Source organism: Agrobacterium vaccinii, from assembly GCF_021310995.1.
GTDB lineage: Bacteria > Pseudomonadota > Alphaproteobacteria > Rhizobiales > Rhizobiaceae > Agrobacterium > Agrobacterium vaccinii.
The window spans coordinates 986864-1012297 of sequence record NZ_CP054151.1; the positions used below are offsets into that span (position 1 = coordinate 986864).

21 protein-coding genes and 3 pseudogenes are annotated in these 25434 nt (G+C 54.9%); 5 read left to right on the plus strand and 19 right to left on the minus strand.

Translation table 11 applies throughout. The annotated features are described in order from the left end of the window. Positions 1 to 9: 9 nt before the first annotated feature. Positions 10 to 798 (minus strand): SDR family NAD(P)-dependent oxidoreductase, encoded by a 789-nt coding sequence (locus tag HRR99_RS19645; protein ID WP_233124523.1) that lies wholly within the window; start codon positions 796 to 798, stop codon positions 10 to 12. Positions 799 to 909: 111 nt separating this feature from the next. Between HRR99_RS19645 and HRR99_RS19650 the strand changes: the two genes are divergently transcribed. Continuing rightward, positions 910 to 1458, plus strand: coding sequence for a TetR/AcrR family transcriptional regulator (locus tag HRR99_RS19650; RefSeq protein WP_233124524.1), 549 nt, complete (start codon positions 910 to 912; stop codon positions 1456 to 1458). Between the two features lie 302 nt (positions 1459 to 1760). Here HRR99_RS19650 and HRR99_RS19655 read toward each other — a convergent pair whose 3' ends face one another. Further along, positions 1761 to 4877, minus strand: coding sequence for an efflux RND transporter permease subunit (locus HRR99_RS19655; RefSeq protein ID WP_233124525.1), 3117 nt, complete (start codon positions 4875 to 4877; stop codon positions 1761 to 1763). Continuing rightward, complete coding sequence (locus HRR99_RS19660) at positions 4877 to 5989, minus strand: efflux RND transporter periplasmic adaptor subunit (protein WP_045232633.1); 1113 nt, start codon at positions 5987 to 5989, stop codon at positions 4877 to 4879. Before HRR99_RS19660 ends, HRR99_RS19655 begins: the two co-directional genes overlap by 1 nt. Before the next feature lie 98 nt (positions 5990 to 6087). Between HRR99_RS19660 and HRR99_RS19665 the strand changes: the two genes are divergently transcribed. Then, positions 6088 to 6675 (plus strand): TetR/AcrR family transcriptional regulator, encoded by a 588-nt coding sequence (locus tag HRR99_RS19665; protein WP_233124526.1) that lies wholly within the window; start codon positions 6088 to 6090, stop codon positions 6673 to 6675. 779 nt (positions 6676 to 7454) lie between these two features. Here HRR99_RS19665 and HRR99_RS19670 read toward each other — a convergent pair. The 7 genes and pseudogenes from HRR99_RS19670 to HRR99_RS19700 form a co-directional block, all read right to left on the minus strand. Further along, positions 7455 to 7952, minus strand: coding sequence for a hypothetical protein (locus tag HRR99_RS19670; protein ID WP_233124527.1), 498 nt, complete (start codon positions 7950 to 7952; stop codon positions 7455 to 7457). Next, positions 7936 to 8127: a hypothetical protein gene (locus tag HRR99_RS19675; RefSeq protein ID WP_233124528.1), complete on the minus strand. Its 192-nt coding sequence runs from the start codon at positions 8125 to 8127 to the stop codon at positions 7936 to 7938. The genes HRR99_RS19670 and HRR99_RS19675 overlap by 17 nt, the downstream gene beginning before the upstream one ends. Next, positions 8127 to 8315: a helix-turn-helix domain-containing protein gene (locus HRR99_RS19680; RefSeq protein WP_233124529.1), complete on the minus strand. Its 189-nt coding sequence runs from the start codon at positions 8313 to 8315 to the stop codon at positions 8127 to 8129. Before HRR99_RS19680 ends, HRR99_RS19675 begins: the two co-directional genes overlap by 1 nt. 58 nt (positions 8316 to 8373) lie before the next feature. Next, positions 8374 to 8592, minus strand: a complete 219-nt coding sequence (locus HRR99_RS19685; RefSeq protein ID WP_233124530.1) for a hypothetical protein — start codon at positions 8590 to 8592, stop codon at positions 8374 to 8376. Continuing rightward, a complete protein-coding gene (locus tag HRR99_RS19690; RefSeq protein ID WP_233124531.1) occupies positions 8589 to 9026 on the minus strand; it encodes a hypothetical protein in 438 nt (145 codons plus the stop codon). The genes HRR99_RS19685 and HRR99_RS19690 overlap by 4 nt, the downstream gene beginning before the upstream one ends. A 224-nt stretch (positions 9027 to 9250) precedes the next feature. Continuing rightward, positions 9251 to 9436, minus strand: a pseudogene (locus HRR99_RS19695) (IS6 family transposase); the annotation flags it as partial. Further along, positions 9421 to 9735, minus strand: coding sequence for a tripartite tricarboxylate transporter substrate-binding protein (locus HRR99_RS19700; protein WP_233124532.1), 315 nt, complete (start codon positions 9733 to 9735; stop codon positions 9421 to 9423). The pseudogene HRR99_RS19695 and the gene HRR99_RS19700, both read right to left, overlap by 16 nt. Positions 9736 to 9814: 79 nt before the next feature. Between HRR99_RS19700 and HRR99_RS19705 the strand changes: the two genes are divergently transcribed. Both HRR99_RS19705 and HRR99_RS19710 read left to right on the plus strand, forming a co-directional pair. Then, a protein-coding gene (locus HRR99_RS19705) for an IS630 family transposase (RefSeq protein ID WP_233124533.1) occupies positions 9815 to 10763 on the plus strand; the annotation gives its coding sequence in 2 pieces (ribosomal slippage) (positions 9815 to 10150 and positions 10152 to 10763; 948 coding nt in all). A 247-nt stretch (positions 10764 to 11010) separates the two neighbouring features. Then, positions 11011 to 11328: pseudogene (locus HRR99_RS19710) on the plus strand (transposase); the annotation flags it as partial. On the opposite strand, the pseudogene HRR99_RS19715 reads toward HRR99_RS19710, so the two are convergent. The 4 genes and pseudogenes from HRR99_RS19715 to HRR99_RS19730 form a co-directional block, all read right to left on the minus strand. Next, positions 11313 to 11462: pseudogene (locus tag HRR99_RS19715) on the minus strand (IS630 family transposase); the annotation flags it as partial. The pseudogenes HRR99_RS19710 and HRR99_RS19715 sit on opposite strands and share 16 nt — an antisense overlap. A 241-nt stretch (positions 11463 to 11703) precedes the next feature. After that, positions 11704 to 12039 carry a transposase gene (locus HRR99_RS19720; protein ID WP_233124534.1) on the minus strand — a complete coding sequence of 112 codons (336 nt, stop codon included), beginning with the start codon at positions 12037 to 12039 and terminating at the stop codon, positions 11704 to 11706. 166 nt (positions 12040 to 12205) lie between these two features. Beyond that, entirely contained in the window at positions 12206 to 12535 is a 330-nt protein-coding gene (locus HRR99_RS19725) for a Mu transposase C-terminal domain-containing protein (protein ID WP_233124535.1), read from the minus strand. Between the two features lie 251 nt (positions 12536 to 12786). Next, positions 12787 to 13587 carry an integrase catalytic domain-containing protein gene (locus HRR99_RS19730; RefSeq protein ID WP_233124536.1) on the minus strand — a complete coding sequence of 267 codons (801 nt, stop codon included), beginning with the start codon at positions 13585 to 13587 and terminating at the stop codon, positions 12787 to 12789. A gap of 447 nt (positions 13588 to 14034) precedes the next feature. On the opposite strand from HRR99_RS19730, the gene HRR99_RS19735 reads away from it, so the two are divergent. Next, the gene (locus HRR99_RS19735) at positions 14035 to 14988 is read left to right on the plus strand and encodes an ADP-ribosylglycohydrolase family protein (protein ID WP_233124537.1); all 954 of its coding nucleotides are present in this window, start codon (positions 14035 to 14037) and stop codon (positions 14986 to 14988) included. 400 nt (positions 14989 to 15388) lie between these two features. Here HRR99_RS19735 and HRR99_RS19740 read toward each other — a convergent pair whose 3' ends face one another. The 5 genes from HRR99_RS19740 to tssI form a co-directional block, all read right to left on the minus strand. After that, a complete protein-coding gene (locus HRR99_RS19740) occupies positions 15389 to 19900 on the minus strand; it encodes an RHS repeat-associated core domain-containing protein (protein ID WP_233124538.1) in 4512 nt (1503 codons plus the stop codon). Positions 19901 to 19946: 46 nt separating this feature from the next. Next, positions 19947 to 20339, minus strand: a complete 393-nt coding sequence (locus HRR99_RS19745; RefSeq protein ID WP_233124539.1) for a hypothetical protein — start codon at positions 20337 to 20339, stop codon at positions 19947 to 19949. 113 nt (positions 20340 to 20452) lie between these two features. Continuing rightward, complete coding sequence (locus HRR99_RS19750) at positions 20453 to 21037, minus strand: PAAR-like domain-containing protein (RefSeq protein WP_233124540.1); 585 nt, start codon at positions 21035 to 21037, stop codon at positions 20453 to 20455. Next, positions 21034 to 22194: a DUF2169 family type VI secretion system accessory protein gene (locus HRR99_RS19755; RefSeq protein ID WP_233124541.1), complete on the minus strand. Its 1161-nt coding sequence runs from the start codon at positions 22192 to 22194 to the stop codon at positions 21034 to 21036. Before HRR99_RS19755 ends, HRR99_RS19750 begins: the two co-directional genes overlap by 4 nt. A gap of 7 nt (positions 22195 to 22201) precedes the next feature. Next, a complete protein-coding gene (gene tssI / locus HRR99_RS19760; RefSeq protein ID WP_233124542.1) occupies positions 22202 to 24616 on the minus strand; it encodes a type VI secretion system tip protein TssI/VgrG in 2415 nt (804 codons plus the stop codon). Positions 24617 to 25434 lie beyond the last annotated feature (818 nt).

A 25434-nucleotide genomic window follows, 5' to 3' on the forward strand; every position in this document is an offset into this window, starting at 1 on the left:
GAGGAAAGCTCACACCGATGTGCGATAGCGTTCGGCAGAGAGCGCGTTGGCGAGATTGCCGAGCATGGCTTTTCGCGCGCCATCGAAGGCGTCCCACTGGCCGATATCGTGCAAGGGCGGGATGGTCACCAGTTCGCGACGGTCGAACCCGACCAGGGCCGCATCGACCAGATCACCCACTTCCATGACATTGTTCATGGCATTGACGTCTGCGCCGACGTGATCCCAGATTTCGGTCCGGGTCGTGGCGGGAAGCACCGCCTGAATGTAAACACCCTTCGGTCCGAGCTCTTGCGCAAGTCCCTGTGACAGGAAAAGGACGAAAGCCTTTGTCGCACCGTAGACGGTCATGCCGAATTCCGGGGCGAGGCCGACGACCGAACCGATATTGACGATTGCGCCTTCCCCTGCCTTGGCAAGTCGGGGAGCAATAGCGCTGGAAAGCCTGACGAGCGCGGTCGCGTTGAGCGTAACGAGCTTGGTCATGTCATCGACGCTCTGGTCAACGAAGCTTCCACCGATCGCCGTTCCGGCATTGTTGACGAGAATGCCGATGCGCGCATCGTCACGCAGCCGGGTCTCAACCTTTGCAAGATCCGTCGTCTGGGTGAGATCGGCCGGGAGAATTTCGATCGTCACGCCGGTTTCCTGGCGCAGACGGCTTGCAAGCATCTCCATGCGTGCCACGTCTCGGGCGACCAGCACGAGGTCATGGCCGCGGCGCGCGAACCGTTCGGCATAGGTGGCGCCAATGCCAGTGGACGCACCAGTAATCAGGACCGCGGAAATTTGGCTCATTGGATTGCTCTTTTCTCTAATTGAACCTATATTCATGATCATCATCATGATTGGATTTAAATATGATGGACATCATGTATATGTCAACAGGTGTTGCGGAGAATTTAGAAAATGAAGGTCAGCCGAGAACAGATGGCAGAAAACCGTCGCCGGATTCTGGATGTCGCGAGCCGGTTGTTTAAGGACAAGGGGTTCGATGCGGTCAGTGTGGCCGAAGTCATGAAGGCAGCCGGACTGACGCATGGCGGCTTTTACGGACACTTCACATCAAAAGATGATCTTGTGGCCCAGACGCTTGCACAGGCGCTGGCATCTGACAGTGTCGGAGACGGCAAGTTCAACAGTTTCGTCCGCTCTTACCTCGCACCTCGTCATCGGGATAATCCCGGCAATGGATGCCCGACGGCAGGCCTCGCCGCCGCTATTCGTCACCAGAAGCCAGCCGCAAAAGCCGTCATGACAGAAGGATTGCGCACCCAAATCGCGCGTATCGAGCAGGCGCTTCCGGAGCAAGGTGCAGCCGAAAAGCGCCGTGCAGCGATCGGAAGCTGGGCCGCAATGGTGGGAGCCGTTATCCTTGCCAGAGCGGTCGATGATCCTGAATTGTCTGACGAGGTTCTTGAGCAGACGCGCGCTTGGATCGACACCCGTGTCGGCTAGGGCATCCGAAAGCGCACAATCTGCGCAGTCGATCCGGTAGAGGCCAATGCTCACCACCACGAGGACCGATCTCCCCGGAAACATCTGACGTGCCGCGGCTCAATGTTACCATTCGATCGCGGCACCCAGACATGGAAAATACTGGATTAGAAAGACTTAGTTGCAGCGCGCGTCGTTTCTCGGTTTGATGGTTACCACACCACGAGCCTCTGACCATGATCGAGCGACGGCCGCTTCCGGATGCTGCAAACTTCTGGCAGCATCCATTCCGATGGCGGATTACTTTAGCTGGATCGGTTGGCCTACTCCGCCGCCATAGCATGTCCATGGCCCGGCTCCCGCTGAATATCAGTCTGCTGAGAAGCTTCAGCTTTCGGGGGCTTAATGCGGAACCAAACGGCGTAGAGCGCTGGCAGGAAAAGCAGGATCATCGCTGTCCCGGCCGCCGTTCCACCGATCAGCGTATAAGCCATCGATCCCCAGAACACCGAATGAGTCAGCGGTATGAAAGCCAGGATCGCCGCAAGCGCAGTCAGGATTACGGGTCTTGTCCGCTGCACCGTCGCTTCGATAACGGCATGGTAATCATGGAGACCAGCCGCCTGATTTTCCTTTATCTGCTCCGTCAGGATCAGCGTGTTGCGCATGAGGATACCCGCCAGTCCGATCAAGCCGAGGATGGCATTGAAACCGAACGGTTGATTGAACAGCAGTAACGTCGGAACCACTCCGGCAAGGCCAAGCGGTGCAGTTAGCATCACCATCGTCATCGTCGACAAGCTGCGAACCTGCAAGATGATGACAATCAATGTGGCTGCGATCATGAGCGGGAAGACCTGAACCAGCGCCGCGTTGGCCTTCAGCGACTCCTCGATGTTGCCGCCCATCTCGATCCGGTATCCGACCGGAAGCGATGCGATCAGCGGCTGTAGCGCCTTCATCACCTGTTGAGACACTTCCGGCGGCTGGGTCGCCTCGTTGATATCGGACCTGATCGTGATGACCGGTGTCCGGTCGCGACGCTTCAGGATCGGCTCCTCGAACCGGATCTCGGAGTGCCCGAGCTGATCCAATGGAACCTGACGTCCATCCCTGCTCATCAGTGAGAAGTCCGCCAAGCGTGATGGGTCGAGGCGATTTTCGCCTGCGCTGCGGGCTACGACAGGCACGTTGCGAATATTATCGCGCACCTGCGTGACCGGAATGCCGCTCAGCAGCAACTGCATCTGCTGTGCTGCCTCCGAAGGCGACAGACCGATCAGATTGAGTCGTTCCTGATCAGGCACGAACCTTAGGACAGGGGTGCGGTTGCCCCAGTCACGGTTTGCCTGACGGACATCCGGAACGGTTTTCATGATGGCCAGAGCCTGTTCGGATATCCGATAGAGCTCATCCTGATCAGGCCCCATAATGCGAAACTCGACCGGGAACGGTGTGTAAGGACCAAAGACAAGCTGGGTCACGCGAACGGACGCCTCGGGTACAAGACCTTCCGATATGGCGGCACGAAGACGGTGCTTCAATTCCTCTCGTGCATGCGCATCAGGCGTAAGCACGACGACCTTCGCGAAAGCGGGATCCGGCAATTCTGGTGCCATTGCAAAGAAGAACCGAGGTGCACCCTGACCGACATAACTTGTAACGATATTGGTCTCGGGCTGGGTCTGCAGCCAATCCTCGACTTTTTTGACCGCCGATGTCGTGGCCTCAATGCTCGTGCCTTCCGGCATGCGCACTTCGACCAAGACCTCAGGCCGATCCGATGTCGGGAAGAACTGTTGCTTCACGCCACCCATTCCAACGACAGAGACAGCCATGGTGATGCCAACGATTGCGCAGGTCATGAACTTGTGGCGAACAGCAAAGGCGATGGTTGACCGCAGGCGACGGTAGTTCGGTGTATTGTAGATGGCTTCATGGCCACCCTCGGCAGGCTTGATGTCCGGCAGCATCTTGACGCCGAGATAAGGTGTGAAGGTGACAGCCACGAGCCATGAAACGATCAGGGCAAAACCCACGACCCAGAAGATGTTTCCGGCATATTCTCCAGCAGTGGATTTTGCAAAGCCGACGGGCATCAGGCCGATAATGGTGACGAGCGTTCCGGACAGCATGGGGGCTGCCGTATGGCTCCAGGCGTAAGCGGCCGCCTTGATGCGATCCATGCCTTCTTCCATTTTCACGACCATGACTTCGATAGCGATGATGGCATCATCAACCAGAAGTCCGAGCGCCAGGATCAGAGCTCCGAGTGTAATGCGGTCGAAAAACCGCCCGGTTTCCAGCATGATGAGAAAGACAACGGCAAGAGTGAGCGGCACGGCTAGCGCCACGACGATGCCAACACGCCAGCCAAGCGCGACCAAGCTTACAAAGAGCACCACGCCAAGTGCCATTGCGAACTTCAGCATGAACTCGCCAACGGCCTCATCGATATTGACGGCCTGATCGCTGACTTTGGTCAAAGTCATACCCAAAGGCAGCGTCTGCGCGATCGCCGCCGATCGGGCTTCAAGCGCCTTGCCGAGATCGAGACCGTTCCATCCCGCCTGCATCACGGCACCCAGCATGATCGTCGGTTCGCCTTCGTGGCGGATGATGTAGGTCGCTGGATCTTGATAGCCGCGTCGTACATCGGCAAGATTGGACAGCTTGAGTGTCCTTCCAGCGACAGCAATCGGCGTGTCGGCTATTGCCTGCTTACTGTTATAAGCACCGTCAAACCGGATGAAGACTTGCGGTCCTTTCGTGTCGATCGACCCTGCAGGCGTGACGGTGTTTTGTCTCTGCAAAGCTGAGGCAATATCCTGAGTGGATATGCCGAGCGTAGCCAGCTTGGCAAAGGAGAACTCTACGAAAATCTGTTCGGGACGTTCGCCGACGATGTTGATTTTCTTGATGCCGGGAACGTGAAGCAGATCCTGACGGATGACCTCCGCCTGCCGCACCAGATCTCGCATCGGCATGCCCTTGGCTTTCAGGGCATAGAGACCAAAGCTGACGTCGGAATACTCATCATTCACAAACGGGCCCATCACGCCCGGAGGCAGGTTTCTGGCTTCATCGCCAAGCTTCTTGCGCGCCTGATAGAACTCCTCTCCAACAGCAGACGCTGGCGTATTGTCTTTCAGCGTCACCGTGAGGAATGCATAACCCGGTCGAGTTGTCGTCTCGACGCGGTCGTACCATGTCAGTTCCTGGAGACGCTTTTCGAGAGGTTCGGCGACAAGATCCTGCATTTCCCGCGCTGTCGCGCCGGGCCAAACGGATGTAACGGTTAGCGTCTTGATAGTGAAGGACGGATCCTCGGCGCGCCCCAACTTGACGAAGGCATAGACGCCTGCGGCGGCCAGCAACACGATGAAGAAAAGGGTGACGGCGCGTTCGCGAACGGCGATGGCGGAAAGATTGAAGCTCATTACTCAGCCCCTTCCTGCTGCGCGGCGACCCTGACGGTGGTACCATTCTCAAGAAGGTGAGCGCCCAGTGCGACGACCTGCTGGCCAACTTCGATGCCAGTGACAAAGGCGTTCTCCTCGCCGATTCTTTTCACGTCAATAGGTGTGAATTTCACGGACGATGACGTCCGGTCGATAACCCACACGCCTGTGCGGCTGCCGTCATCAAGGATAGAACCGACCGGGACAGAGACTTCCGACTGCCGGTCGACGTCTTGAATTCTGATTGTGACGGTTGAACCAAGCGGCGCAGAGCCCGCATTACCATCAAGGACATAGCGTGCTTCGTAGGTTCGGGTTTGCGGGTCTGCGGAATCGGAGATCTGTCTCAGTCGAGCGTTTCCACTGAGCCCGTTGCTGCCATAGACACTGGCCTGGGCTTCAGACCCAACCTCGGGGCGTAGTGTCTCAGGTAACCAGACCACCGCCTCACGTGGGCCTGCCTTTGCCAATCGCACCACCGTCTGGCCCGCCGCAACGACCTGTCCCGGATCACCAAGGGTTTCGACGACCGTTCCGTCCGAGTCAGCCAGAAGAGTGGTGTAGCGTGTTGCGTTTTCAGCAACCTCCGCCTCCGCTTGCGCGGCGGCGAGCTGTGCTGTGGCTGTATCAAGTGCGGCCTTTGCCTGCTCGTATCGCTGGGGCGTGGCGGCAAGTCCGTTCTTCACCAGCGTCGCATAGCGTTTTTCGTCCGCCTGCGCCTGGATCAGGACAGCACGTGCTGCGGTGACCGCATTTAGTCTGGCTGTGAGCGCCAGTTGCAGGTCAGCTTCGTCAACCCTCATCAACGGCTGTCCAATATTTACCCGCTCGCCAACATCAACCATGCGCTCGACTATCTTGCCTGGAACTCGAAAGCCGAGGTTGCTTTGCACCCTTGAAGCGACTGTTCCAGTAAATGAACGCTCGACCGCATGCGTTTTCGTTGCCTGCGCGGCGCGTACCAGTGGTGACGCGGTTCTTGGATCTGCGGCTACCGCCGTCTGCGCAGACGTTTGCGACATCACTACAAAGGCACCACCACCTGCTGCAATTGCGAAGCCCAATAGGATCAGGACATGTTTGCGTTTCATTTTCAGTTCTCTTCTTGACGAGCGATTCAAACGAATTAGATTGCGACCTAACTCTATTTACATTATAGATGTCAATCGAAATCTAATTGGAGGTCATCATGAGAGTGAGCCGAGCGCAGGCAGAGGAGAACCGGGACAGGGTAATTGATGTCGCAAGCCGTCTATTTCGAGAGCATGGCTTCGATGGCATAGGACTGAAGGACCTGATGAAAGGTGCTGGTCTCACCCAGGGTGCTTTCTACAAACAGTTCACGTCCAAGGATGACCTCGCGGCACTCGCATCGGCGAGAGCTATGGAGAGCGCTACAAAAAGATGGTCCGAAGCCGCAGCAAACAGCTATGATCCGCTCGAAGCTGTCATGGACTTCTACCTCTCGACGGACCACCGGGGAGAGAAGGCAGAAGGTTGTCCTCTGGTGGCTCTGGGATCGGACGTTGCTCGCCAGAACGAAGAGGTCAAGCAACCATTCGAGGACGGAATTCGCGCCCATTTCGATGTGCTGGAAAACCTGGTGGGCGGAGCCGGTGACCCGGAAGCCAGCGAAAAGGCTATGGCGATCCTTTCCCTCATGGTGGGTGCGGTCACGCTGTCACGTCTTACCCAAGATGAGACCCTGTCTCAGGGCGTCTTGAAGTCAGCGGCTGACGAAGTCCGGCGTATCGCAGGTCGGGCTGATACACCCTGAAAAGCGGCCTCAACCTGAGATCCGAAAGCGGAAATTATTTCCGTTTCGGACCCGTATTGACTGATGCCCAAAGCCAGGGCACAAAGGTGGCATCCACGGTCGCTCGCGATGGGAAAACGGAGGGAATTTCAAGGCGATTCCGATAAGCCATTGAAATCATGTGAGAATCCAGGTTCCCCAGCCATATGTTTTTGCTACGTATTTCCGCGATTTTTGTCAGAACAAATTGAGTTTGTTGGACGCTCAGTTGGGAAACTTCGTTCTCGCTTCGAGCTTTCGGATCGCATTTTCAGCCAGCTCGGGGTCGCGATTTAGGTAGATCGAATCAGGGATTGAGCAAACGTCGCGAAGACTGTGGCGAGTGATCGTCGCAATCTCTGCCTCTGTACATTCCGTCAAAGCCAGTCGCGTTATAGCGGTTCCGCGAAGGTCGTTGAATGTCGCCCCCACGACACCAGCAGCAGCGCATGCCTTACGCCACGAAGACGAGAAACCATCGCCAGTCCACGGCGTGCCATCCAGCGTTAGTAGAACATGGCCGACCTTCTGCCTCCTTGGATCAAGCATCGCTTTGAGAGGCGCGCCAACTGGAATAACCACACACGCGCACCGGTTTTGCCGTGCTTGAGGCGAATGCGCTCACCATCATATTGAGGCCAAGTCAGAGCCAAAAAATCGCCCTGCCTCTGTCCGGTCCAGAGCGCCAGCTTGAGTGCGACGTGAAGGTGCTGTGGCGCGGAAGCGAGGAAATTTGCCTCATCATCCGCAGACCACACGATTTAAGCCCGAGAACCGCGATAAAGCCGCCCACCCATTTCGCAATGACTGGATAGGGTTAGGCCGCGCTCATAAGCCCAAGAAAGAATACGGGCCAGAACCTGCCATCCATAATCTGCCTGTCGCTGCGACTTCTTGGCGCGAACATCCCGCCATTCTATAAAGATCGAACGCGAACGCCGATCCGACAAGGCAGAAAGCGGAAAGGTGCCGAACTCTTTCTCGATGATTTTGATAAGCTCTACATAGTCAGACTGCGTTCGCGGTGCAAGCTCGTCCCACTTGAAGCTTTGCTGGAAGCCGGTAAGGACTGATTGCAAGGTCCCTGCTTTCGGCTCGACCTTTTTCCCGATGGCTGCATGGTAAGCCGCCATGAATTCCTGATCGCCCGGAATGCCAGGTAACCGAGCCCCGCCCTTCCACGCGTAGTAATACGTAGGCAATGTACCGTCTGAGAGCTTCTTTTTGACCTTGTTTAGCACCTTAAGCTTTACGCGCACGGTCCCGCTCCGATCTATTCAGTTCGCTTTCCGCCGACTGCCCAGCTTGCGCAGCAACCAAAACAATCCGGACATTTTCGATTTCGACGCGCCCAACGGTCATGCCGCCAGCGCTTGCCGCCGTAATCGCGCGCGTCACGTCAACTTTGCGCCATGAGGCCACCAGCGTTGCCATCAACGCTTTCCCTTCTTTTTTTGGAAGGCGCGAAGATCGACGCGGCTCATTTTGATTGGGCTGGTATTGGAGCCGACTTTGAATGTCGGCAGTCTGCCTCGTGCATAGTAACGCCTTACAGTCCGCACCGAGCAACCAAGTTCAGCGGCGATCTCCCCAATGCTGATCGGGCTTGGAATTTCTTTCATGATGAAATCCTCGAAAAATAGTGGAGAAGAGTCGCCCGGATTGGCGCCACTGAGTTGCTCAGTGTTCGGCGGAGTGAGGCACATTGCGGTCGAGGGCCAACATCACTGTTTCCAGCTTAGGGTTGGCGTCACGCAGCACGGCGCGCAGTGCGCAAAACAGGTCCACGTTTCGCGGTGCCTCAAGTTCAAGATCATCCATCACGACGATTGCAAGCGAGACAACAGAATTGATAGTGAATACGGCATCCCACGCGGCTTGGCGCTCCGCTTCCGTCATGCCGCACCGCTTTCTTGAATAATCAGGCTGGGAAGAAACAGATCGCTGTGGTTACTGCCAAGCGATGCCAGATGATCGTTTCCGGCGAACAGCGATACCTTGCGCTGCACTTCCGCAGAGGTGCGGCATTGGAATTCCAAAAGGGCTTCCGCCGCTTTGGATTTCGGCCCGCCGCCATCGTCACCCGAACGCCGTCGTTCGCACCACTTCTCATATGCGGCCTGCCGGTCCGCTATCAGTGACTCTAATTCAACACAGGGAGTACTGAACGCAGCGAACTTAGCTCGTTTTTCTTTCCACAGATCGAACGAGTAACTGTGAGCCATTTCAGTGGTTTGTTGGAGATCAGGTGATTTGTCTTCGGCTTCTCCGCCGTCGCAACGGGAAAGAGGATGACAGGTAAAGTTAAAAGCATCCACAACTTTTTCGTCCAACGAAGCATGGTCTCGCCGCTGACAAGCCAGATCGCTACAAATATCCAAAACAGAAAGGAAAACTCTCCGAAAGTGAAACCCACACAGTAATAAATACGGCGATTATTACGGCAACTATACTGAGTAATTTCGCTTTCCCGCTTTTCTGCATTCTTACCTAGTCGACAGCCTATATGACTTCGAACACACTGGAATTCCATGACAGCAATGCCGGCGTCGCAGCTATGTTCGAGCATTGCAACCACCTCGGTTAGCGCGTTTGGACCAACCCCGAAGGCCCGTTCAACGATGCGAGCCACTCTACGAATGCCGCCTGTTAGATTGAAACTTGCAGCCTGCCCCTTGCGTAACGCCCGCATGACCTCGAAACCCTTGATCGTCGCATAAGCTGTCTTCAACGTCTTAAACCCACATCAAGGAAGTCCTTGGCACCATCAGGAGGGATGTTGGCGCCCTGCTCAACCTCAAAGCCGAGTGTGGGTGCGCGTTCCACAACATCCGGTTCTGCGAGCGCCTTGGCGATTGCCTTGCTCATTGTATTCACGATCTCGGCAGGCGTTCCGGCTGGCGCGATGACCATAAACCAGCCTTGGAGATCGACGCCTTTGAGCGTCTCCGAAATTGCCGGTACATCGGGGAGAGACGAGATACGCTGAGTGCCTGCGACTGCAATTGGCCGAGGCTGTGTGAAGACACCAGCGCAACCCACGTCTTTCTGAATCGGGTTTGATTCCCAAATCAGTTCTGATGTGATTCACTGATGTTGGCTGGATGGAGGCCAGCATCTGATGACCGCACCGATATCAAATGATCTTCGTGAACGTGTTGTCGCAGCCGTGTCGAGCGGCGAAAGCGTCCGTGCCGTTGCAGCGCGCTTTGATGTGGCCGCGTCTTCGGTGGTGAAATGGTCTCAGCGCCATCGTGCGACCGGATCGGTTCGTCCAGGCAAGATGGGTGGTTACCGCAAGCGCATCCTGGAGCCACATCGCAGCTTCATTGCCGAACGGCTCGCTCAGAATCCACACCTGACACTGCATGGACTGAAGGCCGAACTTGCCTTGCGAGGCATCGCCGTCTCCCACAATACGATTTGGAAATTCATCCGCAGCGAGGGGCTGCGCTTTAAAAAAAACGCTGTTCGCCCTTGAACAGGCGCGTGCCGATGTCGCCCGTAGAAGAGAGCGATGGAAGACCTTACAGCATCACCTCGATCCTGAACGGCTGGTCTTCATTGATGAGACCTGGATCAAGACCAACATGACACCCATCAGGGGCTGGGGACCCAAAGGCAAGCGACTGCGTGCGTTTGCGCCGCATGGGCACTGGCGTACGCTGACATTCCTCGGTGCATTGAGAAAGGATCGGTTGGCAGCACCTTGTGTCTTCGACGGACCGATCAACGGTCAGTGCTTTCGTGCCTATGTCGAACAGCAGTTGGTTCCGGTTCTCAAGCCAGGCGACATCGTCGTCATGGACAATCTTGGCAGCCACAAATCCGCGGCAGTCCGTCAGGCGATCACGGCTGCCGGTGCTCGGCTATGGTTCCTGCCACCCTACTCGTCGGACCTCAATCCAATCGAACAGGCCTTCTCGAAGATAAAGCACTGGATGCGCAACGCACAGAAGCGCAGCATCGAAGATACCTGGCGGCATATTGGCGGGCTGGTCGAAACGATCCGACCCGACGAATGCGCAAACTACATCAGAAATGCAGGATATGGTTCCGTCAAAAGGTGAAGCGCTCTGATCGCGCTTGGTCTGGTGAGATCGACTGGATTTTGTGTTTGTTGGGTGCTGGAAGGCGTCGGAGACAGGCCTGGAGGTTGGTGTGCCGGTTTTTGCGGCCCAAAATGGCGTTCAGTTGCGGCCTCAAGCGGTCATGGCTCTAATGAGCGCTCCTGCACCAATCATATTGCTCATCCGTCTGATGTTATAGGCCGAGGCTGTGTAAAAATCCGGTTTTGAGGTAGAATCATCTTCGTCGATCGGAGGTGGCGATGTAGGCTATATCGAAGGCATCAATCGTGATCAGGCTACGCTTTTTCCAGATCGCCTTGAGGATTGGATCGACGAAGATCACCCCGTTCGAGTGACCGACGCATCCGTCGATGCCATGGACCTGGTCGGCGCGGGCTTCTGCCGGACGTCACCTGCGCAAACCGGACGGCCCTGTTATCACCCTTCGATGTTGCTGAAGCTTTTCATCTACGGTTACCTGAACCGTATCCCCTCAAGCCGACGGCTTGAACGTGAAGCCGGGCGCAATGTTGAGGCGATGTGGCTGGCCGGGCGATTGTTTCCGGTCCGATGACGCTGAGACTTCACCACCGAAGACGCGGCCACATCAAAGCGCGCTGCAACGGCACGGACGCTTTCGCCGCTCGACACGGCTGCGACAACACGTTCACGAAGATCATTTGATATCGGTGCGGTCATCAGATGCTGGCCTCCATCCAGCCAACATCAGTGAATCACATCAGAACTGATTTGGGAATCAAACCCGATTCAGAAAGACGTGGAAACGCTCTAGGACCAATCTACATTCATCGCATCCATATCATTACGGCGATGAGATAAACAAAGCCTTCGAAATGAGCGATCCTGCGTTCGTATCGTGTTGCGAAGCGTCGGAAGTGCTTCATTCGGTTGAAGCACCTCTCGATGCGGTTTCGGTCCTTTAGGCTACTTCATCATGGGGGATGATCACCTTGCGTGAGCGGTTTGACGGGATGACGGCTTTGTCGCCCATGGTAGAAATGACCGCCCGCAGCGCATTGCTGTCATAGGCCTTGTCGGCAAGAACCGCCTTACCGGTCTGCCCCTCCAGCAGAGCCGGTGCTTGGGTGATGTCGCCAACCTGACCTGCCGTTACGATGAACCGCAAGGGGCGGCCCAGCGCATCGGCCAGCATGTGGATCTTGGTGGTCAGCCCACTGAGGGCGGACAGATGGTTTGATACAACGAAGCGGAAACGCCAATCGCGCCACACCTTCGTTTTTTGGGGTTCTGGCAAGCCATTGATTTCAAAGAAAGTGGACGAGGTCCATAAACGCAAAAGGTGTGGGCTTCGCCAAACCTGCGTCGATCGCCACAGCAACCATCTTATGGCACATCGCGTATAAGAAATCTAAAACCGCATTTTGCGTTATATATCCTCCTTAAATTTCTCCAAGAAGTTCTCAATGCTCGATCGCTGTGCCAACGATGGTGCGGGTATTCATCTCTCGTCGCCCCTTCGCCCGAAGCGCTCGGCGCGCCGCCAAGGCTTCGTGCAGTGTTATCGAAGGCAAGGTAAGATCGGCGTAGCGAGCTTCCACGAAGTTGCCCGATTGTCGCCGCACGAAGACACGAGACATGTCCCGAGGATCGTATTTGACGAGCAACCTGCGATTTGCACTTCCAACGTCGGCATTGAGGGCTGCCGTCCAATAGCGCAGTCCAAACAGGTGGATACCGGTTGGTTGCAGCGTGCGCTCCTGCTCGGGCAGGAATGTCAGCCAAAAACGCATGCGATCCTGCGGCAATCGGAGCAGAATTTCACCCTCGTGCTCGCGTCAGACGCCGATTGGCGGGCGGCGTAGACTGCCGTGGATCGACTGATGGTAGTTACCAACAATGTCGAGGGCGATGTGTCGCTCGAGCTCGCGCAAAGTGAGCGCCGAATGCCGCTTCGAATCGTATTCGCCAAGCTCCTGTGCATTGCTGAACGTCGTACCGGGTGGTAAGTGGAGTTTTCCCATCTGGGTGCCGATCAACCGTTCTATATGGCCACCGAACCGCGGTTCGCCGGGTGGACGCCAATTGATCGCCATGCCCGCATCCTCACACCCCTCTTGAAAGCACGACTGCTGAAGTCGCTGCCGTTATCGACAAGCAATGTCTCTGGGAGTCCAGCTACGGGCCACGGTTCGATGATCTCGCGCTCCCGCAGCCAAGGCAATTTGTCAAAGACGGAGTGTAGCAAGCATAAATTGGTCGAGAGCTGGGAGGGGGCGTCCATCGTGAGGTAAAATCCTGTTACCATCCGAGTGCAGACGTCCATGGCAAGAGTTAGCCAAGGCCTCCCGATCGGCAGATGGGTTTCCTCGTCGACGATGAAGACATCTGCTTTGGTATGATCGATTTGGACAATCTGGAGTGGACGTGACGCAGTGAGCACTCCAGGAACAGCGGTCGTCCGCTTCACGATTTCGGCTTCGCCCCGTCGTTTGGCACGCTTCTGAAGGTCGATGTCCTCGATCCGTGATTCGATCGTCTGGCGATGTGGCGGTTTAATCCCGACCGAAACGCAGGTCGTCTGTACATCACGAATTAATTGAGAAACACCCGGACGGTTCTTATTCAAGTAGTATCGGTTGATGCTGGTGGGGATGATTTCCTCTCGCCTATCGTCGAGCATCCTGCGGCCGTTAGGTCGACCGGGTTTGCGCTCCACCAGCGACATCACCGTTCCTCCAGCTCGAAATAGCTTGATAAGGCGGAATGCAGTTGCCCGACTGACGTCTAGTTCGGCAGCCAGCAGCGCCATATCCCCGGCCGCTACCTTGCTAGACCGGCGCATCAGAAATCCTCGGATGGCCTCGGCTCATCGACACGCCTCATCCCAAAGCGCTTCGTCAACCTCGTCAGGGAATGGGTCAATCATGCCGAAATACCTTCGATTGAATCTCACATTAAGTGCCCAGCCTCAAATTAGGTGCCAAGCTATCTCATTGAAAATATTGGGAGCGGAATCTCACCGTTAAATGCTAAATGACACATCGGAAAGGGCTTAGAAGCTATTGTTTGACGGCCGTCACAAATACGAAATTAAGCAATTATTTTAGACAGTTAAACAACTTCGATCAATAATACGTCGTCGTGCGATCGCTGAACTGTATAGGTGCGGATCCCAGCTTTTTTGAAGCTGTGTGTGTACGTAGGATATGGGCTATCCTTCCGCGCCGAAATAGGTCAACCTTGGAAGCCGGATGACAGGGATGCCCAAAACTATCATATGGAGTGAAGAATGCGTCAAGGTGTCGTAGATAGAGCAAAGGGATGCTTCCTAGGCCAACTCGCCGGTGACGCGCTTGGTTCGCTTGTAGAGTTCCAAACGAAGGCCCAAATTAAAGCCAAGTACCCAGGCGGCGTCCGGGACATGCACGATGGTGGGACTTGGAATACTCTTGCAGGCCAACCAACCGACGACTCGGAAATGGCCATCGCTCTGGCGAGATCAATAATCGAGTCAGCTGGCTTCGATGAGAAGAAGGTTTTACGTGCTTACCAAGAGTGGAGCGAATCTGACCCTTTCGACATCGGTGCAACAGTTTCGTCGGGGCTAGTCGGTATGCATAACACCGCGAGCGAAGCCAACGGCGCACTGATGCGCGTATCGCCTATTGGCATTCTGGGGTCAAACTTTCCACTCGAACAAATTGGAAAATTAGCAGAACTTGACGCAATGATTACACATCCGTCTATTGTTTGCCGTCAAACGAATATCCTGTTTGCTAAAACGTTGGCCTACTCAATCGTTGATAATCCAACCCCGTCAGAGATATACCAAGCGATACTGGCTTGGTCGGAAGACATAAATGCCGAACAAAAGCTGACTGATGCAATAGAGAAAGCCCGATCGCAACCACCGCTAGACTTCGAAACGAATCAGGGTTGGGTTTTAATAGCTTTTCAAAATGCTCTGTACCAACTGCTTAATGCAGACTCATTAGAACAAGGCGTGATCGACACGATCTCTTTCGGCGGAGATACCGATACGAATGGTGCAATTGCAGGGGCTCTTTTGGGTGCGGTGCATGGATCGTCAGCAATTCCAGTGCGATGGCGCGAATCCTTAGATAGGTGCATGCCTTCCCATACTAGAAACGACGTTTATAGACCTAGGCCAGAAAAATACTGGCCAGTACACGCTGAAAATATCGTGATGTCATTGTTAAATGTAGCGCAAAGTGACCCTTAACTGAGCGAACGAAACCATTCATTCCTAAAAGCGTCTTGTTCCTCAACGGAAACGACTAATTCAGGGGTGCAGTAATCGAAAATGAAACCTGTGTCGTCTTGGTTAGATCTCTCCCCTAGTGTCACTAAGTAACCGTAGAACCCTCCGCCTTGCTGCATCATGCCAGACTGCACGAAATTTCGGCGCGCTCCGTTGCAACAAAATGTCACGTCACGAAAAAAAGTGCGCCTAAGATGTTGGAAGGCAGAAAAACAATCTAAATCAACCGCCGAATGTGTTGAATTGTCTAACGAAAGCTCTAGAAACAGGTCTCGGTTGTTACGCCATTCAACAACTGCGATTGCCTTTCGTTGCAATCCGTTCGTGATCGTTTCTATAGTGTACTGATCCATTATCACCCTCACGGAACATAATTTGGATTAGGTACCATTGTTCCTAATCGATTGCCTGGTAGCACAGGTTGAACACCGATAATATCACTAGGCCTTACCGCACCTGGCACAGCAATTTCAAACTCGCGTTCATGGAAGTTTGTTTTACCAGAAAGATTGTGATATTTGTTCACATCTATTCCTTCTACCCTTTTGTCGATATGGTAGACGTATCTACCTTGGGAAAAATGGGGTTTAGATGCGACCGCGATGTCAGCCGAAGTTGAAACAAAGTAGCTTGCTGGGTCTCTTGCACCAATCGCATGTGCAATAATGTCTTTACTGTCACCCCAAGGTTTAAAACCCTCCGCGAATATTTCGGACGGCGCGCGAGCGTCCCCTCGGAACAGTGGTTTTCCAGAACTTAAAGAATTTCTGTGAGTTGCCGTCATCCAAGCGCTTAATCCATGGGGATCAAATGCTACTCTAGGATTTTCAACATATCCCTGCGGTCTTTCCCCGCCGGCCAGTCCAATCGGGTCGGGACTTGTGTACTGCCCTGTGAACGGATCGTAGTGGCGGTAGCGGTTGTAGCAGAGGCCCGTTTCGGCATCCGCGTACTGTCCGGGAAAGCGCCAAGGGCATTGAAGCTCGCTTGTGTCTGGGTCGTGAGTACGTGCAACTGCCAACGCACCAAATGTCCGCGTTGTACGCACAGAGCCCCAAACGTGATGATCGGCAGCCCAGACAAGTTTCCCGTTATGGTCGAACATCTCCTTTGGCGTGCCGAGATGATCGCAGACGACTGCCAGCATCTCCCCGTCTGACTGTCGCTTGGCGAGCAGCCTATGAGTTTCATCCTCGAAATGCCAATGCTTTGCCTCATTCCATGCGATGTGACCGTCGAGCCGCAGCGGTGCTTCTGCCACCATGCGGTCGCCGTCCCACAGATAGGCTGTGCCCACTGCTGGAGGGTTGTCGACATCAGCCTGGAACGATCCTTCGCCAGCCCGTATCTCTGCCGGACGTCCATCCGCGTCGACAAGTGTCGGCCAGAGCCTGAGAACACGATCCTTTTCTTCACCGCCAAGGCGCCGTACCTTGGAAATCCTGCGTCCGAAGGGATCGTAGCGGAAATACCATTCCTCTCCATCCAGCTTACTTGCGCTTACAAGCCGGTCATGAATGTCCCAGCCATAGCGCCAGCGCTGCGGCCTGAAACCGTCGCGTTCGACCCGTCGCTCGATCACGCGGCCGCAGTCGTCATGTGTCAGTTGAGTGCGCTCGCCCTTTGGACCCCGCGCCATCTGCACGACGCCACTGGGTGAACGCTGCCAGTTGCCGGGAGCGGCTGCCGGAATGACGGAGCCGAATGTCTGGTCGAACGCTTTTCCGTAAGGGAAGGGCTCACCGGATATTTCAATGGATGAAGAGGCGCCTGCAATGTTGCGCGCGCTGTCATAGGAAAAGCGTTCCGAGCCTGTCGAGGCTTCAGCGCTCGTCAATTGCCCGTTGTCATCGTAGGTAAACTGGCGTTTGCCCCAAAGACCATCATCGATGCCGACTGGAGCAAAGGCCCGGTCATACTCATAGACACGGTGGGCATGTTCGGGTATAGCTCCTGCCGGTTTTGGCGCATTACCACGATCAGACTGCCAGCCGAGACGTGACGCGTCGAGACCATGTGCCGTAGCCGGACCGGCGACCTGCACAACCAGTTGACCTGCTTTGTCAAACCGTTGGAGCAGATTGAAGCCGCCCATACGCCGAGCTTTCTCCTGGCCGAAACCGTCACGTTCGAAGCTGATCTCCGTGTCGTCTGCAATGAGCTTTTCGACCGCTCCCAACGGATCACGGACGTAGTCCGTTAATGATGCGCCAAGGCCAAGGATTTCTCGACGGATGCGGCGACCCATGGCATCAATGCTAGAGCGTATACGCTTGCCGTTGATTGCCTCACTGACAATACGACCGTTGCGGTCACGGCCGAACTCTACCAGCGCAGCCTTGTTCTCCGCACGAATGAGAAGACCGCGTCCGTCATACCAGAAACGTGTAACGTCTTCGGGCTCGTCTTTGGCGGTGAAGGTCTCGACGCGCTTGATCAGACCGGATTTGTCGTAGGCGTAGCGCAGCCTTGCGCCATCAGGCTTGATCGTCTGCGTGATCTGTCCGGCTGGATCCCGCGCATACCGCCAGGCCCTTCCGTCAAAGTCCTCCTCCAGGATGACCCGTCCCGCAGCATCGCGCTCATAGCTGTAGGTCAATCCTTGCGCGTTGGTGACCGAGATCAGACGCCCTTCTATGTCTGTCTCTAGACTGAGTTCACCGCCTTTCGGATCGCCAATCGCTTCCAGGATGCCGAAGGCGCCGTAGCGATAGCTCCACAATCGTCCTTCGCCATCGGTGACCGATGCAAGCTGACCTCCTCCATCGAAACTGCGACTGACGGCTATGCCATCGGGTCTCGTGACCCTGCTGATGGTATCGAAACCGCCTGCGCCAGCCGCATATTCACGAAGGGTTCGCGACCCGCTGGAGCTCGTCGTTGCGATCAGGCGGTTGAATGCGTCGTATTCACAACGGGTGTTGTTGCCCTTGGCATCGGTGATGGACTCGAGTCGATTATGTTTGTCCCAAGTGCGGCGCTCGACTGCGCCGCTGGCAAAATGGGTTTCGACGACGTGGCCCAGATGGTCGCGGATAAGATGGGTGACGTTGCCTTCCGCGTCTGTCTCAGAGACGACATTTGACTTATCATCATGCTTGAAAGTCTTGCGGTTTCCGGCTCCGTCAATGACGATCATCAACTCGCCATTGTCGCCCCAGCCATAGATGGTAGAGCGGCCTTCCGCATCGACAATTTCCTTTACATTGCCATGAGTGTCGTAGGAGGTGCGATTGGCATTGCCGTTCTGGTCAGTCGTTGACGTACGTAATCCGTGACTGTTGTAGCTGTGGGAGATGATCCCGCCGAGCGGGTCGATCTCTTCGGTGACGTTCTCGTGGTCATCATAGCGGAATATTTGGGCGGCGTGTTCGTTGCCGCCTGGCACATACCCCGTTTCACCATAGCGATAATCAAACCGATCGTCGTTCCATATACCATTTGTCTTCGTGCGAACGACCCGCCCCTCGTCGTCATAGGTAAAATGGGTTTCCGACTGGCGCGCCAGATTGTTCCAGGATGCCAGCAGATTGGAGTCTCGAAGCCATACATAACGCACCGACATGCCGAAAGAGCACTGAGCGTCGGTCATTCGACCGTGGGCGTCGTAGGTGTACCGTGAGAGCTCCAGCTCCTCGCCTTCACTACCGAGCAAAGCGATCCGGGTGCGTTGCCCCTTCTCGTTATTTTCGAAACGCAACATCAACCCATCTGGGCCGTCAATCGTTTCAAGCAATCCTTCATCGTTTCGATGGAAAATTAGCTTATGGCCATTGAGGTCCTCAATCTGCTCTAGTCGGTAGACGTCGTCATCATACTGGCGAAAGCCTTTGACGATCCCTCGATCCTTGAGGCGAAGCTGTTTGAGCCAGGGTGCATTCAGCTCGAGATGAGGGTAGCCGCCATTGTGTGAGGGCAGGAAATTGAACGGGCGGTCGAAGCCGATAGCCTTGCCGTCGGCATTATGAAGTAAAAGCTTTCCGCGTTCTGGGTTCGAAAACACCTCATCGAACATGGAGATCTGGCACGGTCCGAGCGGATTTGCATAGTTCTGCGGAAGAACAAGCTTTAGGCCCATGTAGCGGGCGCCATCGAACGGCAGAGTTCCTGGAATAAAGAAGTCACGCCATGTTTCCAGATACTCACCGTTGGTAACGGAGATAGGTTCACCCACAGGCAAAGGCTTCGCTGGAGGTTTGGCTTCGGGTCGTGGTTCTGGCCTAGGATCAGGTTTAGGTGCAGTCTCGCCGGGCTTCTCGCCCTTGCCCATCAATCGGGAGAAAAATATCCCCGGACCGATCTCGCCGAGAAATCTTAGAAATGGATGTTCATTCGTTGAGGCTTGTTGATGTAGATCTGCTCTACTTCCTTTCTCATGTTCCTCAGATGCGATGCCTGTGCCGTTGATTAAGCCCGTTCCCAGTGCGTGCGCCGCACCTCCTGCATTGCCCGCGATAATTTCCTGCGCTTTGTTATAGTTCGACGCTTCCGAAGGAGATAGAAAGTCTTGCTGATCGCGATTGAAGGATTTTGCTTCAGCCTCTTTCTGGAGCATATCCTCATCGCCTGTTAAAAGGCTTTTCGCAATGTAGGCCAGTTTGTTATTTCTGTAATACTCAGTGCTCTCAGCAAGAGCTTGATCATATGCCTGCTGCTGTCTTTGTTTTGCTAACGTAGTCAGTCTTGCATAATCATCGTAAGCCTGATCGAGCTCCGGCTTTGCAGTAGCGCCAGCAACGAGCTGTGCACCCGCGTTGTCTCGATCTATGCTCTCGTTCGTATGCGGAATGGCGCGTTCATTGGTATGCACGCCGTTCTTATCAACATAATCGCGGGTGTTCGGAACATAGTTAGTTTCACCGGCATCAGCCACGGCACACTCCAATCCTCAAATACCGCATGCGTTCTGCATTTCAGACCTAAAGCGCATTTTTAGAGAGTTCAGCTTCCCGACGTAGAAAGTCTCTACCCCAAGGATAATCCTCCGGATTGAGCATCATCTCGAATTCGATACCAACAGCTTCGCCACTGGTCGGAAAGATCGTAACGTTTTCCCGATCGTCTTTCGGTAGTTGGTGCCATTCTTGGCTGTCGCGCTGAATGCCAGCATAGTGAAATTCCTGAGACTGTAGGGTCCAGAACAGCACCAAGTTGGCTTCACCAAAATGTAGCGTCAGGTGGTCAGGTTGGTTCGCAACGGACTGTAGCTGGTACGGCGCGAGTAGCGCGAGATCCTCGCTTGTGGAAATATCGTAGTCGTAAAATGCTAGACGATCACCCTGCGTTACGATCCACCTAGACCTATCGATCATAATGGATGGCCTGTTGCCCTCGTGCTCATAGTCGACGAGGAGACAACTGCCATACCCCCGCTTAATGAAAACATGACCAGGCAAATATCCATTCCAGGCTTCACGGAGTGCTCTCATTTTCCAAACGTGTCCTTCGCGCATTCCATTATTTCTTGGAACCCATAGTTTTGGCCGCCAATTTCTCTATGAAGGATTTGCCTTTGGTCTCTTGTGAGCTTCAGTATTCTGCAAACTGCATCAACCTGCGCGTTCTGAGCTCGGTTATTCCCAGGCGTTCCGTCATTTGCCGCTAATATGATTGGTGCCTGCACCTGCAACTTGTGCGGCTCCACCGGACCGGGATCTGGCCGATTGATCCAAGCCGGGTCCCTGTGGCTGCAGGTAGCCCATCCTTCGGAAAACATAAAAGGCGAAGCCACTTCTACGTGGGCAGGGCCAAGATATCCAGGAACGACGACGCCCCTTTTCGTACCCGCTTCATGGCCGGTTGATTTAGCGCAGCGAGAATTTAGCTGAAAATCGAACTTGCCGTTATTTCGAACTGTCGTCGAGTGCCGTATCGCCGTATCTAGGAAAGCAATCGAAGAATAGCCCACTTTTACGATATCAGATCCGATTGGTGTCCAGCAGACATCGGGTGTCGTGGAGACGATCACGTTCGATGCACATTTTCGGGCGGAGATTTTTGCGATGCTCACAGCGCTCTCTCCTTACTCGCTGGCGACGGCAGATCAACTTGAGCTCGTGAGAGCTTTTTGCGATGTATGATCGCTTGCTCGAACTGATCAGGCTCAAAACTCACTCGCCAAGACAAATAGACGCGCCAATCTCGTCGCTTCACCGAGCCAATGTCGAGCAAAACGGTATCCAGAACCATATTTTTCTGCTCAAATCTGTTATCTGCTCGCACGAAATCCACCATAACCTGCTCGGCCGGGAGAAAAAAACCACATTCTTCCGTGCCCTCAGAAAGGCCCGTAAGAGTGATCTGCTCATTTCCCGAAAGGTAATGTTCAATCACCAACTCCGGATGAGCGGAGTTGTGATAAGCAAACGAATAATCTGAGGGCCAAGCCGGCCAGACATTGTCATGCCAGTGCTGATTGTACGTTCCGCCCAAAGTGCGACGAGGTAGCCAGGCCGGTGGAATTGGACCAAAATTTTGTGGAGGATAGGTCTTATATGGCTCTCTGATAGGATCGTCAGGAGACTCGATCTGAGGCGCTGTAACGGATTTGGTATGATCTGACCATTCAGAGTTCAGCCTACCGCACCCGAGTGGATTTTGATGGTCTGTGTCAAAGATAGGCGTACCATCGTCATTTACGCCTTTTTGAATTTCACCGCCGAAGGCATACTCGTAACGCAAGGGTACTGCCATGGTTGGTGTGGGTTTGGAAAGCTCCCAGTGATCAAATAGCCCGCGATGCCGCTGCCACTCACTGGTCTCTTTCTCATTTAGCTTGCGCTTCCACACCGGCGCCCACTGGCGTGGACCAGTTACTCTGAGCTTTTTTGAGAATAGGCCAGCAGCACCGTTGTTGATTTTGATGCCACAGAGCCAGTCTGACATCGGCTTGCCACTCGGTGAATGGGCAATGGCATCAACAATAAGATCGGTTGCTGGCTTGTTTGGAACGAGGTCAGATGGATGCCAAAGCGAAGATACGTTGACCTCGCCGTGGCATTTATCGGTAAAGACCATGGGGGCCTGCTCTTCGGCAGCAACCAGTTTTCCGTCATCGCCAATCTCGTAAGTAGCTTTCACGATCACGATGCCGAATTCGCGATTTTCGTTGTCGCGGCTGTAATAGCGGAAATTGGGAAATGGGGTCAGGTTTTTGAGTTCTGGCATCTCGACCTCAATTGTGGTCGATCATGGCAGAGGTAACCTGCACATGACTTTCACCCTCGATGTAGACCTTGACGCCCCTCAACAGGATCGTGCCGTCGTCTTTCATGATGAGGATAGACTTCGGCGGGACCTCATTGCCATCGGCGTCCTTGCCGCCGCCCACGCCGATAAACAGCTCCTTACCGATCATGATGTTCTTGGTATGCCCAACGGTCTGGTTGTAAACCTGGCCCACTGTAACGACTTTCGCCACGCCGACCTGTTCAGTCTGGGCAATACCTACGCTCGTGTTCTGCATACGGCTGACAAGCGTGTTGAAGATGCCTTTGCCCAGAAGGGATGCGACTTGGTCACCCATTTTACTGCCCGATGATCGCATCGCATCGCCGGCATCAGAGCGCAGTTCACCGCTTGACGCGGCATTCACGCCATTTCGGATTGTATCCACCGACGACGCCATCGCGCCGAGACCACCCGTTGCCATCAGTCCAGCGTAACCCGCGGCAGACGACAAAATGTCTTGAGCGCCAGCGTCACTGCCGCCTGAGCTTTCAGCTTGGCCGAGCGCGGCAGTTGCAGCTTCCGAGTTCTTGTTGGCCGAGGAGGGGCTGTCCGCCATGACGGATGATACCAGCGACATCGCCTGCTGCAGAAGTCCTGCACTTTTTCCTGCCAGGCTCGCGAGCAATCCACCTGCGATACCGCTGACCGCACCGCCCACACCACCGACGACCATGTTCAAGCCACCGCCCACCTGTTGGCTCATATTGGAGCCCACTTCCAAGGATTGGTTTGTGCCGACGGAGTGGACGGCATTCGCATCGACACGACTTGTTTGATTATTCAGAACTTTTACAGTCTGATCCTTTTGAGCGTGCAGGAAAAGATTTTCCTGTCCCTTCTCATCCTCAAAGGTGAGTTCGTTATGACCTTGGCCCTTGTGGGTGTTGGAGCGTATCGCCATCCGAGTCTTGTTGGCAGGCAGGTCGTAAGGGACCGAGTTGGCAGGGTTCGGTACAACGCCGATGACGAGCGGCTTGTCCGGATCGCCATCCACGAACGCGACCATCACTTCCATGCCGATGCGTGGGATCACCTGCGCACCCCATGTGCCTCCACCCCATGCCTGGCTCACACGAACCCAGCACGTATCCGTCCCATCCTTCTTGGCCTTACGATCCCATGGAAACCACAGCTTTATGCGGCCATATTGATCCGGATGGATTTCCTCGCCCTCGGGACCCGCGACGATTGCCACCTGCGTGCCCTCGATCTTCGGGCGCTTGGTCGTGCGATGCGGGGTGAGGGGTACGCGGGCAGGAATGGCTTCGAAGGCGTTGCGGTATTCCGGCTCGTTGCTGTTGGTTTCATAGGAGCGATCCACAATGGTGTGGCTCGCCCGGATGATCACATGCTCTTCATATTCATGTTCGGGGTGGGCTTCCTCGTAAGGCGTAAACCGACGACCAGCTTCGAGAATACGTGATGTCGATCCGCCGAAGACACGGTCATGATCGGCTTCTATCGATTGTGCCCGCAGCTTTTGCGCCCGCTCTGCCTCTTCGACCGTCTTGATACGGGCCGGGTATTCGTAAAGCTCGCGCTTGGTCGCATCCGGCATCTGCACCAGTGATGGTGTCATATTGCTCGGCACCATGCCGGGTGTCTCGAAATTCCAGTCGGCACCCGCCCGCTGGCCGGGCACGTAGGAAAAGCGGCGAGCCCAGTCATTGATATGGTTGCGATCCGACGATCCCTGTGCCAATCGTACCTTGCCTTCGCCCTGCGCAGACGGGGATGGTCCCAGCCATCCATTGGCAGTATCGGCCACATGCAGCTTGTGAGAGCCGTCTTCGTGCGAAAACCAGTAAAAAAGACCATCCTCTTCGAAGCGCCGCAAGAGATAGTCGAGGTCGGTCTCGTTGAACTGGGTGCTATAGTGTTGCGCAGGCGGTGGTTTGATAATACCCGACGTATCCGGTGCTGGAATGCCATGCTCGGAAAACAGCGTTTCGGCGATCTCGATGGATGTCTTGTCCATCCAGATGCGGCAGTCTGAACGGCGGGATAGCAACCACATCTGTGGGCGAATGGTCATAGCGTACGAACGCAGGCCGCGGGTGATCGGTGGCCCCTCGTGCAGGTCCGTCACAAGACCATTGAAGGAGCGGCGGATGCCGCTTCCCTCTTCGCCGTCGCCTTGGCTGACTTCGAGGGAGACATCGACCAGACGACCGATCAGCTCTTCCGGCTTCACCGCTTCCTTTTTGGCGCGGACGCTGAGCTGTATCTCGAAGAGTTGTGAGACTCCCTCGCTAATCTCCATCCGCTCCGGCAACAACTGGTCTTCGCCGAGCGGCGACCTCACCTTCAAAACACGGCTGGCTTGGATAAAGTCGGCGGACGATGGCTGCTCGGTCATGGGAAACCCCGGTGATCGGATTGGAAAAAATATCAATCAGCTGTCAAAATCTTTAAGGAATGCAATCAATCATTGTGTCAAAAGCAAGGAGAGGCGATCTTATTTGCAACCGTTGGCCTATAATGTTCGCGTTGAATCGCAAACTCGCCGTAATATGCCGACTAATCTGAGGGAAAGGCAGGTGAGGTCACATGCATGGCGCTATTGAATATGGACAATGGGGTACCAAAGAAACGTAGAAAGGCTCACAGCCCCGGGACTAAGCACGATGCAGAAGGTTATGGACTCGCGCGCGAGGAGGCCAACGAACGTCGCGGAGCGGGTTGGTGGGTCAGCCTGAGACGGCGCGGACACAAGATCGTGCGCCTGTTTAAGGACAGTGTCTACAGCACCGATAAAGCTGCCTACAAGGCGGCGCGTGCCTATCGCGATGCGATCATCGAAGCCATACCACCCGCGACCAATCACGAACAGGCCGTTCTTCTGCGCAAGAACATTAAGAGTGGCATCTCCGGGGTGCGCCGGGTTGAGACCCGCGACGGCGATGTCTGGCAGGTAATGCTGACGACCAATAAGTGCCTTAAGCGAGAAAACTTCTCCGTGTCGAAGTTCGGAGAGCAGGCCGCAAAATCAATGGCTATTGCCCAGCGGCGCAAATGGCTTGCCGCACTCCCCGTTACGCATCTTGCTTATGCCCATCACGCAGCGGAGATGGCGCAAGAGCATTTTGCCGACGATCTCATACCCGTCAGCGACGTCATGCCGGAAACCCATCTCACTGCTGACGAGATCGAAGAACGCATCCAGTCGATCAACGA

Excerpts from the sequence above, each read along its gene's own strand:
- HRR99_RS19645 (WP_233124523.1), bottom strand. The coding sequence starts at position 798 with ATGAGCCAAATTTCCGCGGTCCTGATTACTGGTGCGTCCACTGGCATT.
- HRR99_RS19650 (WP_233124524.1), top strand. The coding sequence starts at position 910 with ATGAAGGTCAGCCGAGAACAGATGGCAGAAAACCGTCGCCGGATTCTG.
- HRR99_RS19655 (WP_233124525.1), bottom strand. The coding sequence starts at position 4,877 with ATGAGCTTCAATCTTTCCGCCATCGCCGTTCGCGAACGCGCCGTCACC.
- HRR99_RS19660 (WP_045232633.1), bottom strand. The coding sequence starts at position 5,989 with ATGAAACGCAAACATGTCCTGATCCTATTGGGCTTCGCAATTGCAGCA.
- HRR99_RS19665 (WP_233124526.1), top strand. The coding sequence starts at position 6,088 with ATGAGAGTGAGCCGAGCGCAGGCAGAGGAGAACCGGGACAGGGTAATT.
- HRR99_RS19675 (WP_233124528.1), bottom strand. The coding sequence starts at position 8,127 with ATGGCAACGCTGGTGGCCTCATGGCGCAAAGTTGACGTGACGCGCGCG.
- HRR99_RS19680 (WP_233124529.1), bottom strand. The coding sequence starts at position 8,315 with ATGAAAGAAATTCCAAGCCCGATCAGCATTGGGGAGATCGCCGCTGAA.
- HRR99_RS19685 (WP_233124530.1), bottom strand. The coding sequence starts at position 8,592 with ATGACGGAAGCGGAGCGCCAAGCCGCGTGGGATGCCGTATTCACTATC.
- HRR99_RS19725 (WP_233124535.1), bottom strand. The coding sequence starts at position 12,535 with ATGCGTTTTTGGCTGACATTCCTGCCCGAGCAGGAGCGCACGCTGCAA.
- HRR99_RS19730 (WP_233124536.1), bottom strand. The coding sequence starts at position 13,587 with ATGCGCCGGTCTAGCAAGGTAGCGGCCGGGGATATGGCGCTGCTGGCT.
- HRR99_RS19735 (WP_233124537.1), top strand. The coding sequence starts at position 14,035 with ATGCGTCAAGGTGTCGTAGATAGAGCAAAGGGATGCTTCCTAGGCCAA.
- HRR99_RS19745 (WP_233124539.1), bottom strand. The coding sequence starts at position 20,339 with ATGATCGATAGGTCTAGGTGGATCGTAACGCAGGGTGATCGTCTAGCA.
- HRR99_RS19755 (WP_233124541.1), bottom strand. The coding sequence starts at position 22,194 with ATGCCAGAACTCAAAAACCTGACCCCATTTCCCAATTTCCGCTATTAC.
- tssI (WP_233124542.1), bottom strand. The coding sequence starts at position 24,616 with ATGACCGAGCAGCCATCGTCCGCCGACTTTATCCAAGCCAGCCGTGTT.